At 66.7% G+C, this 17896-nt stretch carries 20 protein-coding genes; 8 read left to right on the top strand and 12 right to left on the bottom strand.

The window, feature by feature from the left end; genetic code table 11:
• The first annotated feature begins 104 nt into the window (after positions 1-104).
• Positions 105-584, top strand: a complete 480-nt coding sequence (locus ACZYZ7_RS29865) for a glucose-6-phosphate dehydrogenase (RefSeq protein ID WP_463742391.1) — start codon at positions 105-107, stop codon at positions 582-584.
• Between the two features lie 152 nt (positions 585-736).
• Positions 737-1060 (top strand): hypothetical protein, encoded by a 324-nt coding sequence (locus tag ACZYZ7_RS29860; RefSeq protein ID WP_450072663.1) that lies wholly within the window; start codon positions 737-739, stop codon positions 1058-1060.
• Position 1061: 1 nt separating this feature from the next.
• Here ACZYZ7_RS29860 and ku read toward each other — a convergent pair whose 3' ends face one another.
• Positions 1062-1940, bottom strand: coding sequence for a non-homologous end joining protein Ku (ku, locus tag ACZYZ7_RS29855; RefSeq protein ID WP_463742390.1), 879 nt, complete (start codon positions 1938-1940; stop codon positions 1062-1064).
• A gap of 60 nt (positions 1941-2000) precedes the next feature.
• The gene (locus ACZYZ7_RS29850; RefSeq protein WP_463742389.1) at positions 2001-2636 is read right to left on the bottom strand and encodes a pyridoxamine 5'-phosphate oxidase family protein; all 636 of its coding nucleotides are present in this window, start codon (positions 2634-2636) and stop codon (positions 2001-2003) included.
• Between the two features lie 79 nt (positions 2637-2715).
• Here ACZYZ7_RS29850 and pdxR point away from each other — a divergent pair, with 79 nt between their 5' ends.
• Positions 2716-4143 carry a MocR-like pyridoxine biosynthesis transcription factor PdxR gene (gene pdxR / locus ACZYZ7_RS29845; protein WP_450072666.1) on the top strand — a complete coding sequence of 476 codons (1428 nt, stop codon included), beginning with the start codon at positions 2716-2718 and terminating at the stop codon, positions 4141-4143.
• A gap of 7 nt (positions 4144-4150) precedes the next feature.
• Here the strand turns inward: pdxR and ACZYZ7_RS29840 are convergent, their stop codons facing one another.
• Together ACZYZ7_RS29840 and ACZYZ7_RS29835 are read right to left on the bottom strand one after the other, a co-directional pair.
• The gene (locus ACZYZ7_RS29840) at positions 4151-5074 is read right to left on the bottom strand and encodes a carbohydrate kinase family protein (protein WP_450072667.1); all 924 of its coding nucleotides are present in this window, start codon (positions 5072-5074) and stop codon (positions 4151-4153) included.
• A 23-nt stretch (positions 5075-5097) separates the two neighbouring features.
• A complete protein-coding gene (locus tag ACZYZ7_RS29835; RefSeq protein WP_463742433.1) occupies positions 5098-5715 on the bottom strand; it encodes a cutinase family protein in 618 nt (205 codons plus the stop codon).
• Positions 5716-5840: 125 nt separating this feature from the next.
• On the opposite strand from ACZYZ7_RS29835, the gene ACZYZ7_RS29830 reads away from it, so the two are divergent.
• Positions 5841-8111, top strand: a complete 2271-nt coding sequence (locus tag ACZYZ7_RS29830; RefSeq protein WP_463742432.1) for an ATP-dependent DNA ligase — start codon at positions 5841-5843, stop codon at positions 8109-8111.
• A 29-nt stretch (positions 8112-8140) separates the two neighbouring features.
• On the opposite strand, the gene ACZYZ7_RS29825 is transcribed toward ACZYZ7_RS29830, so the two are convergent.
• A complete protein-coding gene (locus ACZYZ7_RS29825; protein ID WP_450072668.1) occupies positions 8141-8932 on the bottom strand; it encodes a helix-turn-helix domain-containing protein in 792 nt (263 codons plus the stop codon).
• Between the two features lie 155 nt (positions 8933-9087).
• Here ACZYZ7_RS29825 and ACZYZ7_RS29820 point away from each other — a divergent pair, with 155 nt between their 5' ends.
• A complete protein-coding gene (locus ACZYZ7_RS29820; protein WP_450072669.1) occupies positions 9088-9498 on the top strand; it encodes a hypothetical protein in 411 nt (136 codons plus the stop codon).
• A 42-nt stretch (positions 9499-9540) separates the two neighbouring features.
• Here the strand turns inward: ACZYZ7_RS29820 and rnhA are convergent, their stop codons facing one another.
• The 4 genes from rnhA to ACZYZ7_RS29800 form a co-directional block, all read right to left on the bottom strand.
• Positions 9541-9999 carry a ribonuclease HI gene (gene rnhA, locus ACZYZ7_RS29815; RefSeq protein ID WP_450072708.1) on the bottom strand — a complete coding sequence of 153 codons (459 nt, stop codon included), beginning with the start codon at positions 9997-9999 and terminating at the stop codon, positions 9541-9543.
• A 66-nt stretch (positions 10000-10065) separates the two neighbouring features.
• The gene (locus tag ACZYZ7_RS29810; RefSeq protein WP_450072670.1) at positions 10066-10713 is read right to left on the bottom strand and encodes a glyoxalase; all 648 of its coding nucleotides are present in this window, start codon (positions 10711-10713) and stop codon (positions 10066-10068) included.
• Between the two features lie 42 nt (positions 10714-10755).
• Positions 10756-11082, bottom strand: coding sequence for a hypothetical protein (locus tag ACZYZ7_RS29805; protein ID WP_135458057.1), 327 nt, complete (start codon positions 11080-11082; stop codon positions 10756-10758).
• Positions 11083-11253: 171 nt separating this feature from the next.
• Positions 11254-11547, bottom strand: a complete 294-nt coding sequence (locus tag ACZYZ7_RS29800; protein WP_450072671.1) for a hypothetical protein — start codon at positions 11545-11547, stop codon at positions 11254-11256.
• Between the two features lie 263 nt (positions 11548-11810).
• Here ACZYZ7_RS29800 and ACZYZ7_RS29795 point away from each other — a divergent pair, with 263 nt between their 5' ends.
• Positions 11811-12215 (top strand): DUF5709 domain-containing protein, encoded by a 405-nt coding sequence (locus ACZYZ7_RS29795; protein WP_450072672.1) that lies wholly within the window; start codon positions 11811-11813, stop codon positions 12213-12215.
• Here ACZYZ7_RS29795 and ACZYZ7_RS29790 read toward each other — a convergent pair.
• A complete protein-coding gene (locus tag ACZYZ7_RS29790; RefSeq protein WP_450072673.1) occupies positions 12189-13400 on the bottom strand; it encodes an MFS transporter in 1212 nt (403 codons plus the stop codon). The two genes, ACZYZ7_RS29795 and ACZYZ7_RS29790, sit on opposite strands and share 27 nt — an antisense overlap.
• Before the next feature lie 217 nt (positions 13401-13617).
• Complete coding sequence (locus tag ACZYZ7_RS29785; RefSeq protein WP_135458049.1) at positions 13618-14481, bottom strand: LLM class flavin-dependent oxidoreductase; 864 nt, start codon at positions 14479-14481, stop codon at positions 13618-13620.
• A gap of 61 nt (positions 14482-14542) precedes the next feature.
• Between ACZYZ7_RS29785 and ACZYZ7_RS29780 the strand changes: the two genes are divergently transcribed.
• Positions 14543-15736 (top strand): MFS transporter, encoded by a 1194-nt coding sequence (locus ACZYZ7_RS29780; RefSeq protein ID WP_450072674.1) that lies wholly within the window; start codon positions 14543-14545, stop codon positions 15734-15736.
• Here ACZYZ7_RS29780 and ACZYZ7_RS29775 read toward each other — a convergent pair.
• Positions 15720-17000 (bottom strand): diiron oxygenase, encoded by a 1281-nt coding sequence (locus ACZYZ7_RS29775; RefSeq protein WP_450072675.1) that lies wholly within the window; start codon positions 16998-17000, stop codon positions 15720-15722. The genes ACZYZ7_RS29780 and ACZYZ7_RS29775 overlap by 17 nt on opposite strands.
• 123 nt (positions 17001-17123) lie before the next feature.
• On the opposite strand from ACZYZ7_RS29775, the gene cobF reads away from it, so the two are divergent.
• On the top strand, positions 17124-17894 hold the full coding sequence (cobF, locus tag ACZYZ7_RS29770; protein WP_450072676.1) for a precorrin-6A synthase (deacetylating): 771 nt from the start codon (positions 17124-17126) through the stop codon (positions 17892-17894).
• The last annotated feature ends 2 nt before the right edge of the window (positions 17895-17896 follow it).

Genomic DNA, 17896 nt, shown 5'->3' with positions numbered 1-17896 from the left:
GAACGGGCGCACGACGATGCGCATCTGACCCAGCGCGTCAAAGGACCTCCGCCGCGGCGGTGACGGGCGCACACTGGAGGAGTCAGTTCAAGGTGGGAGCCGCGATGACCCAGCAGCGATATGACTTCTTCGGCGATCTTTTCGCGCGGTACTTCAGGCCCGCGATCGATCAGTACCCGTCGGCGGCGGGCACCCTTGTCCACCGCCTGCTGGCCTGTACCGACGACCTGCAGGACCGATTGGCTCAGGCCCGTCTGGCAGCGGAGGTGTGGGGTGAGGAGGAATTGGGTCACCCCGGCCATCGCGTGCACCCGGCATCGGAATTTTTCGTCATCACCCAGTGCGGCCTGATATACGGCGCGCGTTTCGCCGACGCCCGTCACGGTCTGTACTACCTGGCGACCCCGCGCACGGTGTTCGACGCGTTCGTCGACCAGATCGAGCACACACCGCTGAGCCTGGGCTCGGTGGTCGTGGTGGATCGTCGCTGCAGCCATGACCTCGAATCCGCTCATCCCATGGATGCCGCACTGCGCCGGATCCTGGACGAACACGAGGCCCTGCGCGTCGACGTGCCTGCTTGACGGCGCTCCGAGAGCGCTCATGTTAACGCCGTATTTCGGCGGCGTTCTCTGCGTGTGAACCGGTGTGGATTCGGTATGAGATTGTCCGACAACGGATTTCGGCGTTTTAGGTTTAGCCCACTTACCGAAACCGAGAGGACGGGCTGGACCCAGTGAAACGGAACTTGAGAAGCGTGTGTGTCGCCGGCGCCGGGCTGTGTGGGCTGGGGGCGGCGTTGGCCCCGCCTGCTGTTGCCGCGCCCACTGAGTCGACCGCGAGTCAAACCATCAGTGACCTGGAAAGTCAGGGCTACCGGGTGATCTTGAGCAAGGTGGGCACCAGGGCCATCGACGACTGCACCGTGAGTGCCGTTCGTCAAGGTCGTTCGGTCACCGCACCGCAGGTGCCGCCGGGCGCGGCAAGCATCACGTCGTTCAACCCCGGACAGAATCTGCAGTACACGACGGTGTACGTGGACCTGGACTGCCGCCGCTGAGTTACTTCTTGGCCGCCGCTTTCTTGGCGGGGGCCTTTTTGGCCGGGGCTTTCTTCGCGGGTGCCTGCTTGGCGGGCTCTTGCGCCGCGCCGCCGCGCGCCTTCACGCTGGCCTCAAGTTTGGCCAGCAGGTCGGACACGTCCTCGGTCTCGTCGAGCTCGGTCGGCTGTTCTTCGACCGAGAAGGCCTCTCCGCCTTCGAGTTTGGCCTGGACCAGCTCGTGCAGCTGTTCCTGGTAGTCGTCGCGGAACTGGTCCGGCTTGAAGTCATCGGTCATCGACTCCACCACCTGACCGGCCATCTTCAACTCGGCCGGTTTGATCTCGACTTCCTTGTCCAGCACCGGGAAATCCGGATCGCGGATCTCGTCGGGCCACAGCAGGGTGTGGATCACCATGACGTTGCGCTTGCTGAAGTCTTTGACCCGCAAGGCGGCCAGGCGCGTCTTGTTGCGCAGCGAGAAGTGCACGATGGCCACGCGTTCGGTTTCCGCAAGCGTCTTGGCCAACAGCACATAGGACTTCGATGACTTCGAGTCGGGCTCCAGGAAGTAGCTCTTGTCGTACATCAACGGGTCGAGTTGGTCGGCCGGGATGAACTCGACGACTTCGATCTCGCGGCTGCGTTCTTCGGGCAGGGTGGCGATGTCCTCGTCGGTGATCACCACCATCTGTCCGTCGTCGGATTCGAACGCCTTGTTGATGTCGCGGAACTCGACCACTTCGCCGCACACCTCGCAGACGCGCTTGTAGCGGATGCGCCCGTTGTCCTTGGCGTGGACCTGATGGAACTTGATGTCGTGGTCCTCGGTGGCGCTGTAGACCTTGACCGGCACGTTCACCAGGCCGAAGGCGATCGAACCCTTCCAGATGGATCGCATTTGCCCAGTATGGCTTGATATCGGCGAGTGCGCGAAGAACCACCGGATCGGTGCGTCGGGTCAGCTGCCCTTGACGAGGCGGTGCACCGACTCGGGTGTGTCGACGTCGGCGGCCACCCACGGCGCCGCGATCGGCTCGCCGGCCACGGTCCGAAGGGGCACCACGCCGGCCCATCCGCCGGAGTCGGCCGCGTCGTCCGGCGGCGCCGGCGGGGCATTGCGCACCTTGACCGTCCAGCCGTCGGGCGTGATCGGCAGCGCGATCGCGAGTGTCGCGGCGAGCTCTCTTTTCGTGCTGGACCGCACCTCGGAACTGCGGCCAGGGATCAGTGAGTCACTCAACAGATCCAGTGCGTATGCCGCGTCGGCCGGGTCGATGACGGTCAGGTGTCCACGTACGACGGCGGATCGGTAGTTGGCCGTGGAGTCGAAAAGCGTGTCCGCCACCACGATTCCGTCCAGCAGCGTGACGCAGAACGCGGCAGGGGCCCCGGCCGCGACATGCCGCAGTGCACCCGCGCCCGTCGACCCGTGCAGGAGGATCCGGTCGCCATCGCGGGCATAGAGCATTGGCACGACCCACGGCTGTCCGTCCACCACCGTCGCGAGCGTGCCCACCGCCGCGGCGTCGAGTACCGAGTCGAGGTCGGGACGGTCGGTGCGGGCGAGCTCGCGTTCTCTCCTGATCTGCTTCACGGAACGAATTCTGGGGGAATTCCGGCATGTCCAGAAGGTCCAGAACTGGCAGGGAAGTCCAGACCACTATTGTGGCGGCATGGCGCGCCATGCACCCGAGCTGCACTTGGCATTGCAGCTCCCCGCCGACGAGGCGCCGCTGCGGCAGCGCATCGCAACGGCCATCATCGAGCAGATCCGCCTCGGCCGGCTCGGTCCCGGCGACGCGCTGCCGTCGACCCGCAGCCTGGCTGCCGAACTCGCGGTGGCCCGCTCATCCGTGGTCGACGCGTACGACGAGCTTGCCGCGGCCGGCTACATCACCTCTCGGCCCGGATCGGGCACACGGATCGCCGCCGGTGCAGACACCGCGGCCCACGCGGGCGCAGCGTCCCACGTCACCTTGGGCGGCGTCACCACAGTGGCACCGATCGCTCCCCGTCAACAGCCGCCCGCGTGGGATCTCACCCCCGGGCACCCTGATCCTGGACTGATCCCGACCACCGACTGGCGGCGTGCCTGGCGAGCCGCCGCGGCCGCACCCGTGCCCGCCACCGCGGCAGGGCCCGATGGGCATGCTGAGCTCCGCCTGGCCCTGGCCGGTCATCTGCGTCGCACCCGTGGCATCGTCGCCGACCCGGGCGAACTGATCATCGTGCCCGGCGTGGCCTCGGCGTTGCGCACCGTCACCGCCGCGGCCGGACTGGTCGGCCGCGATATCGCGTTGGAGGAACCCGGCTACGACGAGGCGCGGCGGGCCTTCGAAATGTCCGGCGCCCGAACGCGTGCGGTAGCGGTCGACGGCGACGGCCTCGATCCGGGATCGCTGCGCGCTTCTGATGCAGCCGTGTATTGCACTCCGGCACATCAGTATCCGCTCGGGGCGCGGCTACCGGTGGCGCGTCGTGCGCGTCTCGTGCAGTGGGCAGCTCGGACCGGCAGCCTGCTGATCGAGGACGACTACGACGGCGAGTTCCGGTACGACGTGTCTGCGCTGCCAGCGTTGCGTGGCATCGAGGGCGGCCGCGATTGCGTGGCCTACATCGGGACGGCGTCGAAGATCCTCACGCCCGCGCTGCGGGTGGCCTGGCTGCTGCCACCGCCGGGGCTGCGGGACGCGGTTGCCGACGCATTGGAGAACAGCGGTGAATCAGTCTGTGGGGTGACCACTCTCGCGCTGGCGCGTTTCATCGAGTCGGGTGCGTTGACTCGCCACCTCGCCAGGGCGGCACGCACGTACTCGGCTCGGCGGTCGGCGCTCGTCGGTGCGCTTGGACGACGGTGCGCGGGCCTCCAACTGGAGGGGGTCGAGGCGGGTCTGCACATGGTGGTGCGGCTGGCTGACGGGAGAGACGACATCGCGATCGCTGCGACGCTGCGTGATCGGGGTGTCACCGTGTCGCCTCTGTCCACGTTCTTCGCGGGCGTCGCCGGCGCCCGGGGACTGGTGTGCGGATATGCGCGCCTGCCCGAGACCCAGGCTGACACGGTGGCCGAGCTCGTCGCGGATGCGATCAGTCAACCCTGAGTGGTGCTCAGGCCTGTGCGGCGGCATCTCGTGCGGCGAGATCCGGCAGGTCGGCGCCGGGGCGGGCCACTGTCAACGCCGCCGACAGCGCCGCGGATTTCAGGGCACGTTCGAGGGCCTCGATGCTGATCCGCCCGAGATCGCGGCGGCGGTCCGCGCCGAGCAACCCCAACGTCCACACCGCATCGAGTAGGCCCGCCATGAATGCGTCGCCGGCACCGACGGTGTCCGCCACCTGCACCGGCCGCGCCGTAACCGACACCGTGCCGGCCCGGCATACCGCGAAGGCTCCCCGGTCACCGGACGTCACCGCGACGATCGACGGGCCGACCTCCAGCCAGGCCCGGGCGATCTGTTCGGGGGAGTGCCGGGGGTCCATCCAGCGCAGGTCGTCCTCGGAGGCTTTGACGATGTCGGCGCGCTCGACGAGTCGGTCGATGCGCCCGCGGGCGATGTCGTCGTCCTGGATCACGTCCGGCCGGACATTCGGATCGAACGTGATGGTCGCCGACATCCGGTAGGCATCCAGCAGCGCGGCGGTCGCACGACACCCCGGCTCCAGCACGGTGGCGATCGAGCCGGTGTGGACCAGCAGCGGCGTGGCCACCTCGGGCGTGCCGGTCAACTGCCAGTCGATGTCGAATCGATAGTGGGCCGATCCTGCGGCGTCCAGGGTGGCCATTGCGGTCGGTGTTCGGGTGGCAGTCGTGCTGCCTGAAACCAGTTGCACCCCAGAGTGTTCCACGTACTTGGCAATGCGCTTGCCGCGGTCGTCCTCGGCGATGTGGGTGAGGAAGTCGACGCCGCGGCCCAGCCGGCCGAGGCCGACGGCCACGTTGAGTGGGCTGCCGCCGACGTACTCGCCACTGATCCTGCCGTCGCTTTCGACGACGTCGATCAGCGCCTCGCCGATGACCAGGGCCCGGCTCATGGCTCCATGGTAGGTGGCATCGGCTAGACCCGTCCGGCGATGAAGCCGGCCGCCTGGTCGGGATACGGCGGGAGTTCGTATGCGCTGTGCGCCGCGCGGACGCGGCCGCCCTCGACACAGATCGGATCGCCGGGGCTGCACAGGTCGATGGCGCGTCCGGCGAATTGCCCGGTGCTCGACAGCGGGGTGCCGAATCGGTTGCCGGGATTGCCGAATACCGCGACAGCCGCCACCCGGTCGGCGCTGGGTGGCGGCAGCGCGGGAGCCGAGCCGATGGTGCCGATCCGGTCACCGATCGGCGGCACGCCCGCCAGCATCGACACTGCCGCGGCTCCTTGCGAGAATCCGCCGAGCACCACCCGGGTGTCGGGACACTGGTCGGCCAGCCAGGCGATATGCCCGGCCGCGTCGTTCGCGGCGTCTGCGGTGGTCAGGAAGTTGAGCCCGGCCGGATAGTTGACCGCGTACACGTCGAGGCTGCGTGGTGCGATCAGAGCTCCCAGCCGGTCGACCATCGCCTGCCCCACCCGGCCGATCCCGGGCGGCTCACCGGTGCCGCGGGCGAACACCACCTCGACGTCCGAGCAGGGGTCGGCCGTCGCCGCAGGCGTCGGGCCGGTGAAAACGACCGCCACGGGCATCAATACGACCACGGCCAATCGGGGGAGCAAACTGCGCACGCGATTCAGTGCCATCCGCCCATGCTCACACGTTGACACGGTCTGTGTCTCAGATGTGGGTATACGTTTGCCTCATGGCAGGCGTCATGGAGCGCTATGAGCGGGTTCGGCTGACGAATCCAGACAAGGTGCTCTATCCCGCCACCGGTACCACGAAGGCTGAGGTCTTCGACTATTACCTGAGCATCGCCGAGGTGATGCTTCCGCACATTGCCGGGCGGCCGGTGACCCGAAAGCGTTGGCCGAACGGCGTCTCGGAGGCATCGTTCTTCGAAAAGCAGCTCGCGTCGTCGGCTCCGGGCTGGCTCGAGCGCGGCACCATCGCGCACAAGTCGGGCACCACCACGTACCCGATCATCAACAGCCGCGAGGGTCTGGCCTGGATCGCGCAACAGGCCGCACTCGAAGTGCATGTGCCGCAATGGCGTTTCGGCGCCGACGGGAATCCGGGCCCGGCCACCCGCATCGTGTTCGATCTCGATCCGGGCGAGGGCGTCACCATGTCGCAGTTGTGTGAGGTGGCCCAGGCGGTGCGCGACCTGATGGGCGACATCGGGCTGACGACGTATCCGCTGACCAGCGGTAGCAAGGGCCTGCACCTGTATGTGCCTCTGGCCGAGCCGATCAGCTCCCGTGGTGCCTCGGTGCTGGCCAAGCGGGTGGCCCAGCAACTCGAACAGTCGATGCCCACATTGGTCACCGCCACCATGACCCGCAGTGTCCGTGCTCAGAAGATCTTTCTGGACTGGAGCCAGAACAGCGGGTCCAAGACCACGATTGCGCCGTACTCGCTGCGCGGGCGGGAGTTTCCGACCGTCGCGGCACCCCGGACATGGGACGAGATCGACGACCCGGATCTGCGGCATCTGCGATTCGATGAAGTGCTGCAACGGGTTTCCGAGGAAGGCGACCTGCTGGCGGGGCTGGACGAGGATGCCCCGCGCCCCGACAAGCTCACCGCCTACCGCAGCATGCGCGATGCAGCCAAGACTCCCGAGCCGGTGCCGCAGGACATTCCGGCGACCGGCAACAATGACCGGTTCGTGATCCAGGAGCATCACGCCCGACGGTTGCACTACGACCTGCGACTGGAACGCGATGGCGTGCTGGTCAGCTGGGCCGTTCCGAAGAACCTACCTGAGACCACCGCGGTGAATCACCTTGCGGTGCACACCGAAGACCACCCGATCGAATACCTCACCTTCCACGGCTCGATTCCCAAGGGGGAGTACGGCGCCGGGCATATGGAGATCTGGGACTCGGGCACCTATGAGGCCGAGAAGTTCCGGGTGACCGACGATCCGGAGGCACGCAACGGCGAGGTGATCTTCACCCTGAGCGGCAACCGCATCGATGGCCGTTATGCCCTGATCCAGACCGAGGGCAAGAACTGGCTGGCACACCGGATGAAGGACCAGAAGTCTGCCACACCAGAACCCCGGGATTTCGCGCCGATGCTCGCCACCGAGGGGTCCGTCGCGAAACTCAAGGCCACGCAATGGGCGTTCGAGGGCAAATGGGACGGCTACCGGCTGCTGGTCGAGGCCGAACATGGCCGCCTGCAACTGCGTTCACGCCGCGGACGTGATGTCACCGCCGAGTACCCGCAATTACAGGCGCTGGCCGCCGATCTCGCCGACCACCACCTGGTGCTCGACGGCGAGGTGGTGGCGCTCGACGAATCCGGGGTGCCCAGTTTTGGTGAAATGCAGAACCGGGCCCGCTCCACCCGGGTCGAGTTCTGGGCCTTCGACATCCTGTGGCTCGACGGCCGCTCCTTGCTACGCGCCAAATACTCTGATCGCCGAAAGGTGTTGGACGCGTTGGCCGCCGGCGGCGGTCTGATCGTTCCCGAGCCGCTGCCCGGCGACGGACCGGAGGCCATGGACCATGCCCGCGAGCACCGGTTCGAGGGCGTGGTGGCCAAGAAACGGGACTCGACATATCAGCCGGGCCGGCGGTCGGCCTCCTGGATCAAGGACAAGATCTGGAACACGCAGGAAGCGGTGATCGGCGGCTGGCGCCAGGGGGAGGGCGGGCGCAGCAGCGGCATCGGCGCGCTGCTGCTCGGCGTGCCCGGCCCCGACGGCCTGCAGTTCGCCGGGCGCGTCGGCACCGGGTTCACCGAGAAGGAACTGACCAAGCTCAAAGGCATGCTGACCCCGCTGCACGCCGACGAGTCACCCTTCGACAAGCCGTTGCCGAAGCTCGACGCCAAAGGGGTCACGTACGTGCGGCCCGAGTTGGTGGGGGAGGTCCGCTACAGCGAGCGCACCTCGGATCACCGGCTGCGCCAGCCGAGTTGGCGCGGTCTGCGGCCGGACAAGTCGCCGGATGACGTGGTCTGGGAATCATAGGAACAGACGCAACGCAGACTCTCTTTGCGTTATCGAGCTAGCGATTCAAACGCATCGGCAGTCGCGCGATCGGCGGGAAAGAGCAACTCGATGGCCAATTCGGAGATCGTGACTTCGAACGGCATGTCGAAGGTGCCGAACATGCCGAAGAACGACCACTCGCCACCGTCGGGTGCCCGGACCCTGACCGGACCGAGATTCTGCGTGAAGTCGGATTCGCTTGCCGCACCCTGGTCTTCGTCGGGCAGGTAGTTCTCGAACTCCTCCAGGAGCTGCGCGAGCTGGTGGTCGGCGGTGGCGGCGAGCTGGCGCTGAATCCGATCACGAAAGTAGGACATGACCTCGTGGGCGTTGATGATCTGCGACATCAATTCCAGGCCGACGCGGTGGACGTTGACAGGTGGGTTCAGCAGGGCAGGGTCGATGGTCGCGATCAGCGGCTGTATGGCGGCGTTTGCGGCGACCAGGTTCCAATTGCGGTCGAAGACGACCGCCGGATACGGCTCGTGACTTTTCAGAATCCGCTCCAGCGCTTCGCGGATCGGAGCGAGTTCGGGTGCGCCGAAAGGATGCTCGGGGAATGCGGGAGCATGCCCAGAGGCGAGCAGTAGCCGGTTGCGTTCGCGGAACGGGATTTCGAGTCGTTCTCCAAGGCGCAGCAGCATGTCTCGCCCGGGCTTGGAACGGCCGGTCTCGACGAAGCTCAGATGGCGCGCCGACACGCCTGCGTCGAGTGCAAGCTCGAGCTGGGTCAGTCGACGCCGTTGCCGCCACTCCCGCAGCAGCGGCCCGACCTGAGGAGCGGAGCTGGTGGTCGCCATTCGCACCGACTGTAGCTGCATCGGGTTCGCTGCTCCATTACCTCTAGGTAATCGACAGCACGACCTCTGACCTCAACCATCACTGGTATGACGGTCAGGAGGACGAAATGACTAACTTGCTTCGACGGCTGGTCTGCGGCGCAGCCGGCGCCTTGATGGTGGTCGCATTGTTTCTGCCGTGGGATCAGGTTCAGGACGCCGATCGCGCCGCGTGGGGGTTATGGAAGCTCACTTTTCCGCTCTGCGTGGTCTTGGCCGCGTGTGCGTTGACCACGGCGATCACGGGCGGGCGGATCGGCCTGAACCGGCCGGATGTTTCGATTGTCGGCGCGACTGATGGTCTGGGGGTGATCACCACACTGACGCTGGCCTGGCTGCTGTTTGGCGATTTCCCCGCTCAGGCCGGCCACCAGCCGGCCCTCATCTTGGCGTTGATGTCGGCAGCCGCAGCAGCTTTTGCAGCCGCTGACTACCGCCCACTGCGGGGAGCGCCTCTATTTCCGCGGATGGACGAGGAGCGCGGCAGTGATCACCGTTCCAGGAGTCTTTCTGAATCTCGTGGATGACGGCGTACGTGCATCTCCGCCAGTTGTGGGGGAGTCAGGGAACTAGACGCGGGAACCGTCGACCGCTTCCTGCAGCCCCCGGGTCGCCAGCTCGTCGGCCAGCTCGTTATCGGGCACTCCTGCGTGTCCCTTCACCCAGAACCACTCGACCTGGTGCCGCGCGCAGGCCGCCTGCAGCCGCTGCCAGAGGTCGACGTTCTTCACCGGCTGCTTGGCGGCGGTCAGCCAGCCGTTGCGTTCCCAGCCGAGCACCCACTTGGTGATGCCGTTGCGGACATAGGTGCTGTCGGTGTGGAGGTGCACCACCATGGACCTCGTCAGCGCCTCGAGCGCCATGATGGGCGCCGTCAGCTCCATCCGGTTGTTGCTCGTGGTTCCGGGATCCCCGCCGTGCATCTCGCGTACGCGCTCACGGTGGCGCAGCACCGCGCCCCAGCCGCCGGGGCCGGGGTTCGGTCGGCACCCGCCGTCGGTATGGATGACGACAACGTCGTTGCTCAGGTCTCCGGCGTCGGTCATGCGCTGAGGATAGGCAACCGCTCGGGGCGGTCGGCGCCCCGACACACGTCAGTCGTCACGAGTAGCCGAGATCACCGCCGTCGGGACCGACACACCGAAGTCCTTGTGCCGGACCGTGGTGATCCGGCGGCCCGGCTGCACGGCGTCCTTGACCGGAGCGGTGTGGTCGCCGAAGAACGCGGCGCTCGCGTCGATGTCGTCGACGATGTACGTGATTCCCCACAGCCTCGAGGGACCGTCACTCGTCGTCTCCGGTGAACCGACGACCTCGAGGATCACCTCCCCGAACCGGAAGAAGACCTGACGGACTCGTCGCCCGCCGAGTTCGGTGTCACGTTCCCGGCGCGGGGCCACGCCGATGTCGGTAAGCGATGAGATCGTGCGCCCCAAGTCGGGGGACAACATCACGAGGTGGTCGATTGCGGTGGCGCCGTTCGGATGTTTGGCCGGCGGTGAGGTGGCGGTGGTCGACCGCGCTGTCGGGATGCCGTCGACGTCAAGCGGGCCATCAGATGGCAGGCCGCGCAACGACCACCCGATGATGCCGGTGCCGCGGTCGCTGCCGACCAGTCGAATGCGAACGTCTCCGACCCGGCAGACCGTCCCGGCGTCTCCGCCGGGATCAACACTGAATCCCGCTCGCGTCCAGGCGTCCGGTGGGTCAGCGACTTCGATCTCGTCGACGGTGACGGTCATGGACGTCGAATCTATCCGTCCCGCCGGTCGGTCGCGTCGACCTCAGTCGGAGTCTTGGCCGGCGGCCGCGATCCGTTGGCGTGCTTCGGCCGGCGAAATCCGCAGCCTCCGGGCCAGCACGGCCGCCGGGTCGAACCGAGGCGGCGATGCGGTCTGGGTGGCCACCATCCGTCCGAGCAGCCGTTGTTGCGCGGTCGCCAACCGTCTCTCCCCGGCGTCGAGCCGGCTCAAGACCTCGTGGAGTTCCGACCGTGTCAGGGCGTGCACCGACAACGCGTCTATTTCCTTGCAGGCGGCATTGAGGTGATCGAGGGCCTCACCGACGATCGTCCGCTCGAGATCCCTATCGGATGCCAATATCGAACTCATGTTCGGTACCGTACGCCGACCCACCGACAAGCCGAGTCGACGCGCGACCTCCGCGGCAAAAGAAAATCGGCCGCACAAAGTGTGCGGCCGATTTCAGGTATCCGATATTCACCAAACCGCTATATCCGGTTTGGCGACTCCAACAAATGTGTGCCCTGTTTTATTCCCAACTCAGCAGGCGACGTCGACATATGCCGTCTTTGAAATGACGGTGGTATTGATCGAGCTGCCGCCCCTGGAGTCATTGGTGGCAATGGTCTGTCCCTGGCGCACGCCGAGCACGGTGCAGTTGGTCAGTGGTGCAGCGCCGGTGCGGTTGACGATGACGTGATAGCCGCTGGTCTGAAGGCTTTTCACGGTTTGTTCGGCCGACTGTCCGGTCGGGGCGGCGGCGGCGATGCCGCCGAGGAATGTTCCTGCGGCCAGCGTGCCGGCGGCTAATGTGGCGATGGCATATGACTTCATTTCCCAACCCTCCGTTGCAGGCTGCACCGGGAGTCCCTCTACTTCCGGTTGCTTCCTGCAACGTTTAATTAGGAATCGGGTTCGAAAATTCCAGAATTCTCAGCTTAAAATGCGGAATTTCTCAGGATCGGGGTTCAGCTCTCCTCGACGGTGATCCGCAGGGGCGGCTTGTGCTCGGCGTCGGAGCTGTCGACGCGATCCCACACCACGTCCACCGGGGGTGCCAGCGCTCAGGTAGGCGCGACCTGTGCCATCGTTGAAGAATGAGTAGTGACGGGTACAGCGTCGATGACGACGACCAGTTGACTCAGGAGGACACCCTCATCGATCGGGGTGTCGACGACTTGCTCGACGAGGGTTACTCGCCGCCGGATCGGTGGCGGGAACCGCGGGACCACGAGACCCTCGATGAGCTGCTGGCCGAGGAAGAGCCTGATCCCGCGATGCAGCTCGACGATCGCGACTATCTCGACGAGCAGGGCGGCGATGACGAGGTCGGAGACCGACGGTCGGGCCGGTTGGTGGCCCCCAATGCGGGCTTCGGTGCAGACGAAGAGGCGGAGCTGCTCGGGACCGATGTCGGCATCGACGGTGGTGCGGCCTCAGCTGAAGAAGCCGCCGTCCACATCATCCCGCCGTCGTCACCGGATGGCGGTCCGTCGTTCTAGTGCCACCGACACGGTGAAGACCAGCAGCCCGCCGACGGCCAGCAGTGCGCCGGCCGCGGCCGGCGCGGTGTAACCGAGGCCGGCCGCGATCACCAGGCCACCCACCCAGGCGCCCGTGGCATTGCCGATGTTGAGCGCGGAGTGGTTGAGCGCGGCGGCCAGGGTCTGGGCGTCGTGGGCGACATCCATCAGCCGGGTCTGCAACGCCGGACCGACGGCCGAGCCGGCCACGCCGACGCCGAACAGCAGAGGCAGGGCGGTCCACGGGCTGTGCGACCCCAGCGAGAACGCGGCCAGCAGCACCGCCAGGGAGCCCAGGGACAGGTACAGCGCGCGGATCACCGAGGTGTCGGCGAACCGGCCGCCGATCAGGTTGCCGACGACCATGCCGAGGCCGAACACCATGAGCGCCACCGGAACCATGGACCGGGGTAGGCCGGTCACATCGGTCATCGTGGTGCTGATGTAGGTGTATACCGCGAACATGCCGCCGAAGCCGATCATGCCGACCAGCACCGCCAGCCACACCTGAGGTCGGCGCAACGCACTCAGTTCGGTCAGCGGGCTGGTGACGTGCATGGACTTCAGATGCTTGGGCAGCCACCGCCACTGGGCAGCCAACGTGATCAGCCCGACGCCGACCACCAGACCGAACGCGCTCCGCCAGCCGAGGGCCTGGCCGAGCCAGGAGGCCAGCGGAACGCCCAGCACGGTCGCGACGGTCAGGCCGCACAGCACATAGGCGACGGCCTTGGCCCGGTTCTGCGGACCCATCAGATGGGCGGCGGCCAGCGCGGCGATCCCGAAGAACGCGCCGTGTGGCAGGCCGGCGACGAACCGGGCGACGACCAGGGTCGGGTAGGTCGGTGCCAGCATGCTGGCCACGTTGCCGAGGGTGAAGACCGCCATCAGCGTGAGCAGCAGGGCCTTGCGCGGCCAGCGCGCGGTGAGTGCGGCGATGACGGGCGCGCCGATCACCACGCCCAGCGCGTAGGCGGAGATGACGTGGCCGGCAGTGGGTTCGCTGATGCCGAAGCCGGTCGCGATGTCGGGCAGCAGCCCCATCGCGACGAATTCGGTGGTGCCGATACCGAAGCCGCCGAGGGCCAGGGCGAACACCGCCAGCGAGCGCACCGTGGGGTCAGGTGCGACAACGGCACGCGGGCGTTCGAGAGAGGTCGTCATTCGCAGGCTTTCCGAGTGTTCTGAGTTGTTCCGGGGTGGCCGGACTGAGCTCTCGGGCAGCGTTGGGCGAGAACGGCGGGTGCAACGCTAACGGGGCGGGGAGTGTTCCCTCAAACCGTGGATCGACGGCCCCCGTTTTCTACACCTGGGCTGTCGGTCGTCGCCGGACACAACCCAGGAGTAGAAATCGGCGCAGGGAGTTACCCGCGAAGCGGGACTAGACCTTGGCGATGACGTTCTCGGCGAACTTCTCCAGGTGGCGGATCTTGCGATCCAGCGGCTCGGGGTCCTCGCCCATGACGTAGGGCAGGCGGAAGCCCACGATCACATCGGTGACGCCCTTGTCCTCAAGTCGTTTGATGCCGTCGGGCGTGTACGCGTCGGCCGAGATCACGTGGATCTCAAACGGCCCGGTCTGGCCCTCCTCCGCCCTGATCTCCTTGAGGCGCTTGAGGAGGACGTCGAGGTCGTCGGTGCCGCCGCCGTGCATCCAGCCGTCGTTGCGGGCCGCGCGGCGCAAGGCGGCTTCGGCGTGCCCGCCGACGAGGATGGACACCGGCTTCGACGGCGCCGGGGTCATCTTGGTCTTGGGGATGTCGTAGAACTCGCCGTGGTACTCGAAATAGTCACCGCTGGTCAGGCCGCGGATGATGTCGATGCACTCGTCCATGCGCTTACCGCGCCGCGCGAACGGAACGCCCATCAACTCGTAATCCTCGGGCCACGGGCTGGTGCCGACCCCGAGCCCCAGCCGGTTGTCGAACAGCGCGTTGAGCGAGCCGACCTGCTTGGCCACCAGAGCGGGCGGACGGATCGGCAGCTTGAGCACGAAGAAGTTGAACTTGAGCGTGGTGGTCACCGCACACAGGGCCGAGGCCATCACGAAGGCCTCGACGAATGCCTTACCGTCGAGGAACTCGCGGTTGCCGTCCGGGGTGTAGGGGTACTTCGAGTCGGATTCGAAGGGGTAGGCGACGCTGTCGGCGATCGTCATGGCGTGATAACCGGCCGCCTCGGCCGCCTGGGCGAGCGGGATGTAGTAGGTGGGATCGGTCATGGCTTCGGCGTAGGTGAACCGCATGCCGTACACACTAGAACGTGTTCTAGTTCTATGGGGGCGATCGGGCAGGCATGATGACCGAGTGCCTGCCTGGCTGACGCGCAACGTCCGGGTGCTGTCTGCGGTGTCCTTCCTACAGGACACCGCGAGTGAACTTCTCTATCCGCTGCTGCCGATCTATCTGACGGCCGTGCTCGGTGCCCCACCCGCCGTGGTCGGCGCAGTCGAGGGCGCCGCCGAGGGCGCGGCGGCGATGACCAAGCTGGCCGCTGGCCCGCTCGGCGACCGATTCTCCAAGCGGCCCTTGATCGCCACCGGCTACGGCATGGCGGCACTGGGCAAGGTCATGGTCGCGGCCGCCGGTGGGTGGCCCGGCGTGCTCGCGGGTCGCGTGGTGGACCGGTTGGGCAAGGGCATCCGCGGCGCGCCACGTGACGCCCTGCTGATCGCCGACACCGACGCCGCCGCCCGCGGCCGGGTTTTCGGATTCCACCGTGCCATGGACACTTTTGGCGCGGTGGTCGGTCCACTGTTGGGTTTGGCCGGCTATGAACTGCTCGACCACCAGATCGCGCCACTGCTGTGGGTGGCTGTGGTGCCCGCCGTGCTCAGCGTGGCGCTGGTGTTCCTGGTCTCGGAAAAGGGCACAGCGAAACGCGCTGAGGAGTTCCAGCCCGTCAGAGAGCGTCAGCCGGTGTTCGCCCGAGTGCGGGAACTGCCCGGGCAGTACTGGCGGGTGACGGCCGTGCTGGTGGCGTTCGGTCTGGTGAATTTCCCCGATGCACTGTTGTTGTTGCGGCTCAACGAGATCGGCTTCTCGGTGGTCGAGGTGATCCTGGCCTACGTCACCTACAACGCGGTCTACGCCATCTCCAGTTTCCCGGCCGGGTTGCTGGCTGACCGGATCGGCCGGTTGCCGGTGTTCGGTATCGGCCTGGTGTTCTTCGCGATCGGCTACGTCGGGCTGGGGTTGACCACCGATCCGTTGCTCGCCTGGCTGTTGATCGGGGCCTACGGCCTGTTCACGGGCTGCACCGATGGGGTCAGCAAGGCCTGGGTGTCCTCGCTGGTCGGTTCCGACCTGCAGGGCAGTGCGCAGGGAGTCTTCCAGGGCCTCAGCGGATTCGCCGTGCTGGGCGCCGGGATATGGGCCGGGCTGCTCTGGACTGCTGTTCCAGGTCAGCCCGGCCAACTGCCGCTGCTGATCTCCGGGATCGGCGGGGCGCTGTTCGCGACCGGGTTGCTCGGCCGCTCGCTGTTCAGCCGGCGGCGCTGACTTCGGGCCCGTCGGCGGAGTCCAGATCGAAGGGCGGTTCACCGATCCCGGAGACCGAGTGCGTGCCCTGCGAGGTGCGCTCGGTGATGCGGGCGTCGACGGTACGGGTGCCGATGCTCAGCCGCACCGCCCCGGCGGCCACGGTGCTGGGCGCATCGAGAATCGTTCCGCGCCAGTGGTACTTGCCGTCGATCGGATCCAGGTGACCGGCCAGCCGCACGTGTACCCGGCGATCGCCGTCACCGGTGTCGAGGACGGCGAATCCGTCGTACACCTCGTCGGTGGCGCCGGCGTCGGAACTCGCGGCAGATACCGCGGCCGCGGTGAGGCGCGATGGCGTCTTCGCCGGCAGGAAACCGGAGCGCCGCCACATGCGCCGTCCGATTCGGCCCATCAGTCCGACCTCTTCGAGGAAGGCTGCCAGCGGGGCGAATCCGGAGATCTGCACCTCGTGACGGTGGGCGCTGGCCCGGGCCATCCGGCGCGCGACGCGGGCGTCCAGGCCGACGCGCGCGTACTGGATCTTGTTGGTGAACAGGTAGCGGAAGAAGAACCCGCCGACACCGTTGAGGTTGGCCACCCACACCCGCTTGTACCAGCGCATCGACGGCGTGCGCTGACGCAGGCCGTCACGGGCGAACTGGATGTGGCGGGCCTCCTCGGTGACGTGAATACGCATGAGGCGCTGCACCATCGGCTGCAGGTCGGGGTCGTCCATCATCTGCCGCTGCAGCGAATCGAAGATCTCCTCACCGACCAACGCGGCCACCCACAGCACCGAGCCGCGGAAGAAGAACGGCAGCGAGTTGATGATCATCCGCTGGTACAGCCGCGGGCGCACCGGCTTCGCGCCGATCCTGTCGATGGCCTTGCCGAACATCACCATGTGGCGGGTCTCGTCGCCGAGTTCGGTGAGTTCGTAGTGCGTGGAGTTCGAGGTGGGGTCCTGGTGCATCATCTTGCGCAGCAGCGACTGGTTGAGGATGTTCTCGAACCAGATGCCCGCCGAGAGGGTGTTGGCCAGCTCCTGGCGTGACAGCTCGATCTGCTCCTCGCGGGACATGCTGTCCCACAACGGGGTTCCGTATAGCGACACGATCCTCGGCGGTAGGAAGAACTTGTCCGGATCCAGCGGCGCGTGCCAGTCGATGTCCACCACGGGCGCATACGACTTGCGTACCGAACCCTTGAGCAGGCGTTCGGAAAATGCATCCCGCCGCGCGGCGTTGGTCGAGCCTCCGCCGGGTCTGGCCGAAGTTGTCACCGTTGACGTTCCCTTCGTTTGTGGTCCCCTCTTCCCGACGGTAGGTACCGACAATGCGTGATGTCAATACCCCGGGTACCGGATACTTGGGGTACCTGGTTTCGGTTCGGTTAACCTTCGACAGTGCGTCGCATCCATGTCATCGGAATCGGGGCCGGTGATCCGGACTTCGTCACGGCCCAGGCTATTTCCGCGCTCAATGACACGCAGGTGTTTTTCGCGATGGACAAGGGGCCGCGCCGAGGTGCGGCCGACGATCTGGTCGCGGTGCGCAAGCTGATCTGCGATCGCTTCATTCGTACTGATCCCGGCAAGCCCGGCTACCGCTTCGTCGAATTGGTCGACCCGCCGCGCGCCGCGGCCGGCGACGCACCCGGCTACCGCCAGGTCGTGGCGGACTGGCATGCCGAGCGGGCCCGGATCTGGGCGGCGGCCATCGAATCCGAACTCGGGCCCGACGGTGTCGGAGCCTTTCTGGCCTGGGGGGATCCGTCGCTGTACGACAGCACGCTGCGGATCCTGGAGATGGTGGGCGAGCACGTCGAGTTCACCTATGACGTCATCCCCGGCATCACTGCGATCCAGGTCCTGACGGCTCGGCATCGCATCCCGCTCAACGACGTCGGCGAACCGGTGCTGATCACCACCGGGCGCCAGTTGCGCGAGCACGGGCTGACCGGTAGCGCCGTGGTGATGCTTGACGCGGACTGCTCGTTTCAGCAGTGCCCGCCGCAGACCCGGATCTGGTGGGGTGCCTATCTGGGCACGCCCGATGAGTTGCTGTATGCGGGCACGGTGGGTGAGATCGGAGACGAGATCGTTGCTGCGCGTGCCGAAGCGAGGACGCGCCACGGCTGGATCATGGACACATACCTGCTGCGGTCGGCAGACTAGAC

The sequence above is a fragment of the Mycobacterium sp. IDUB_17 genome (assembly GCF_055419465.1).
This window is presented reverse-complemented; position numbering and strand designations above follow the sequence as displayed.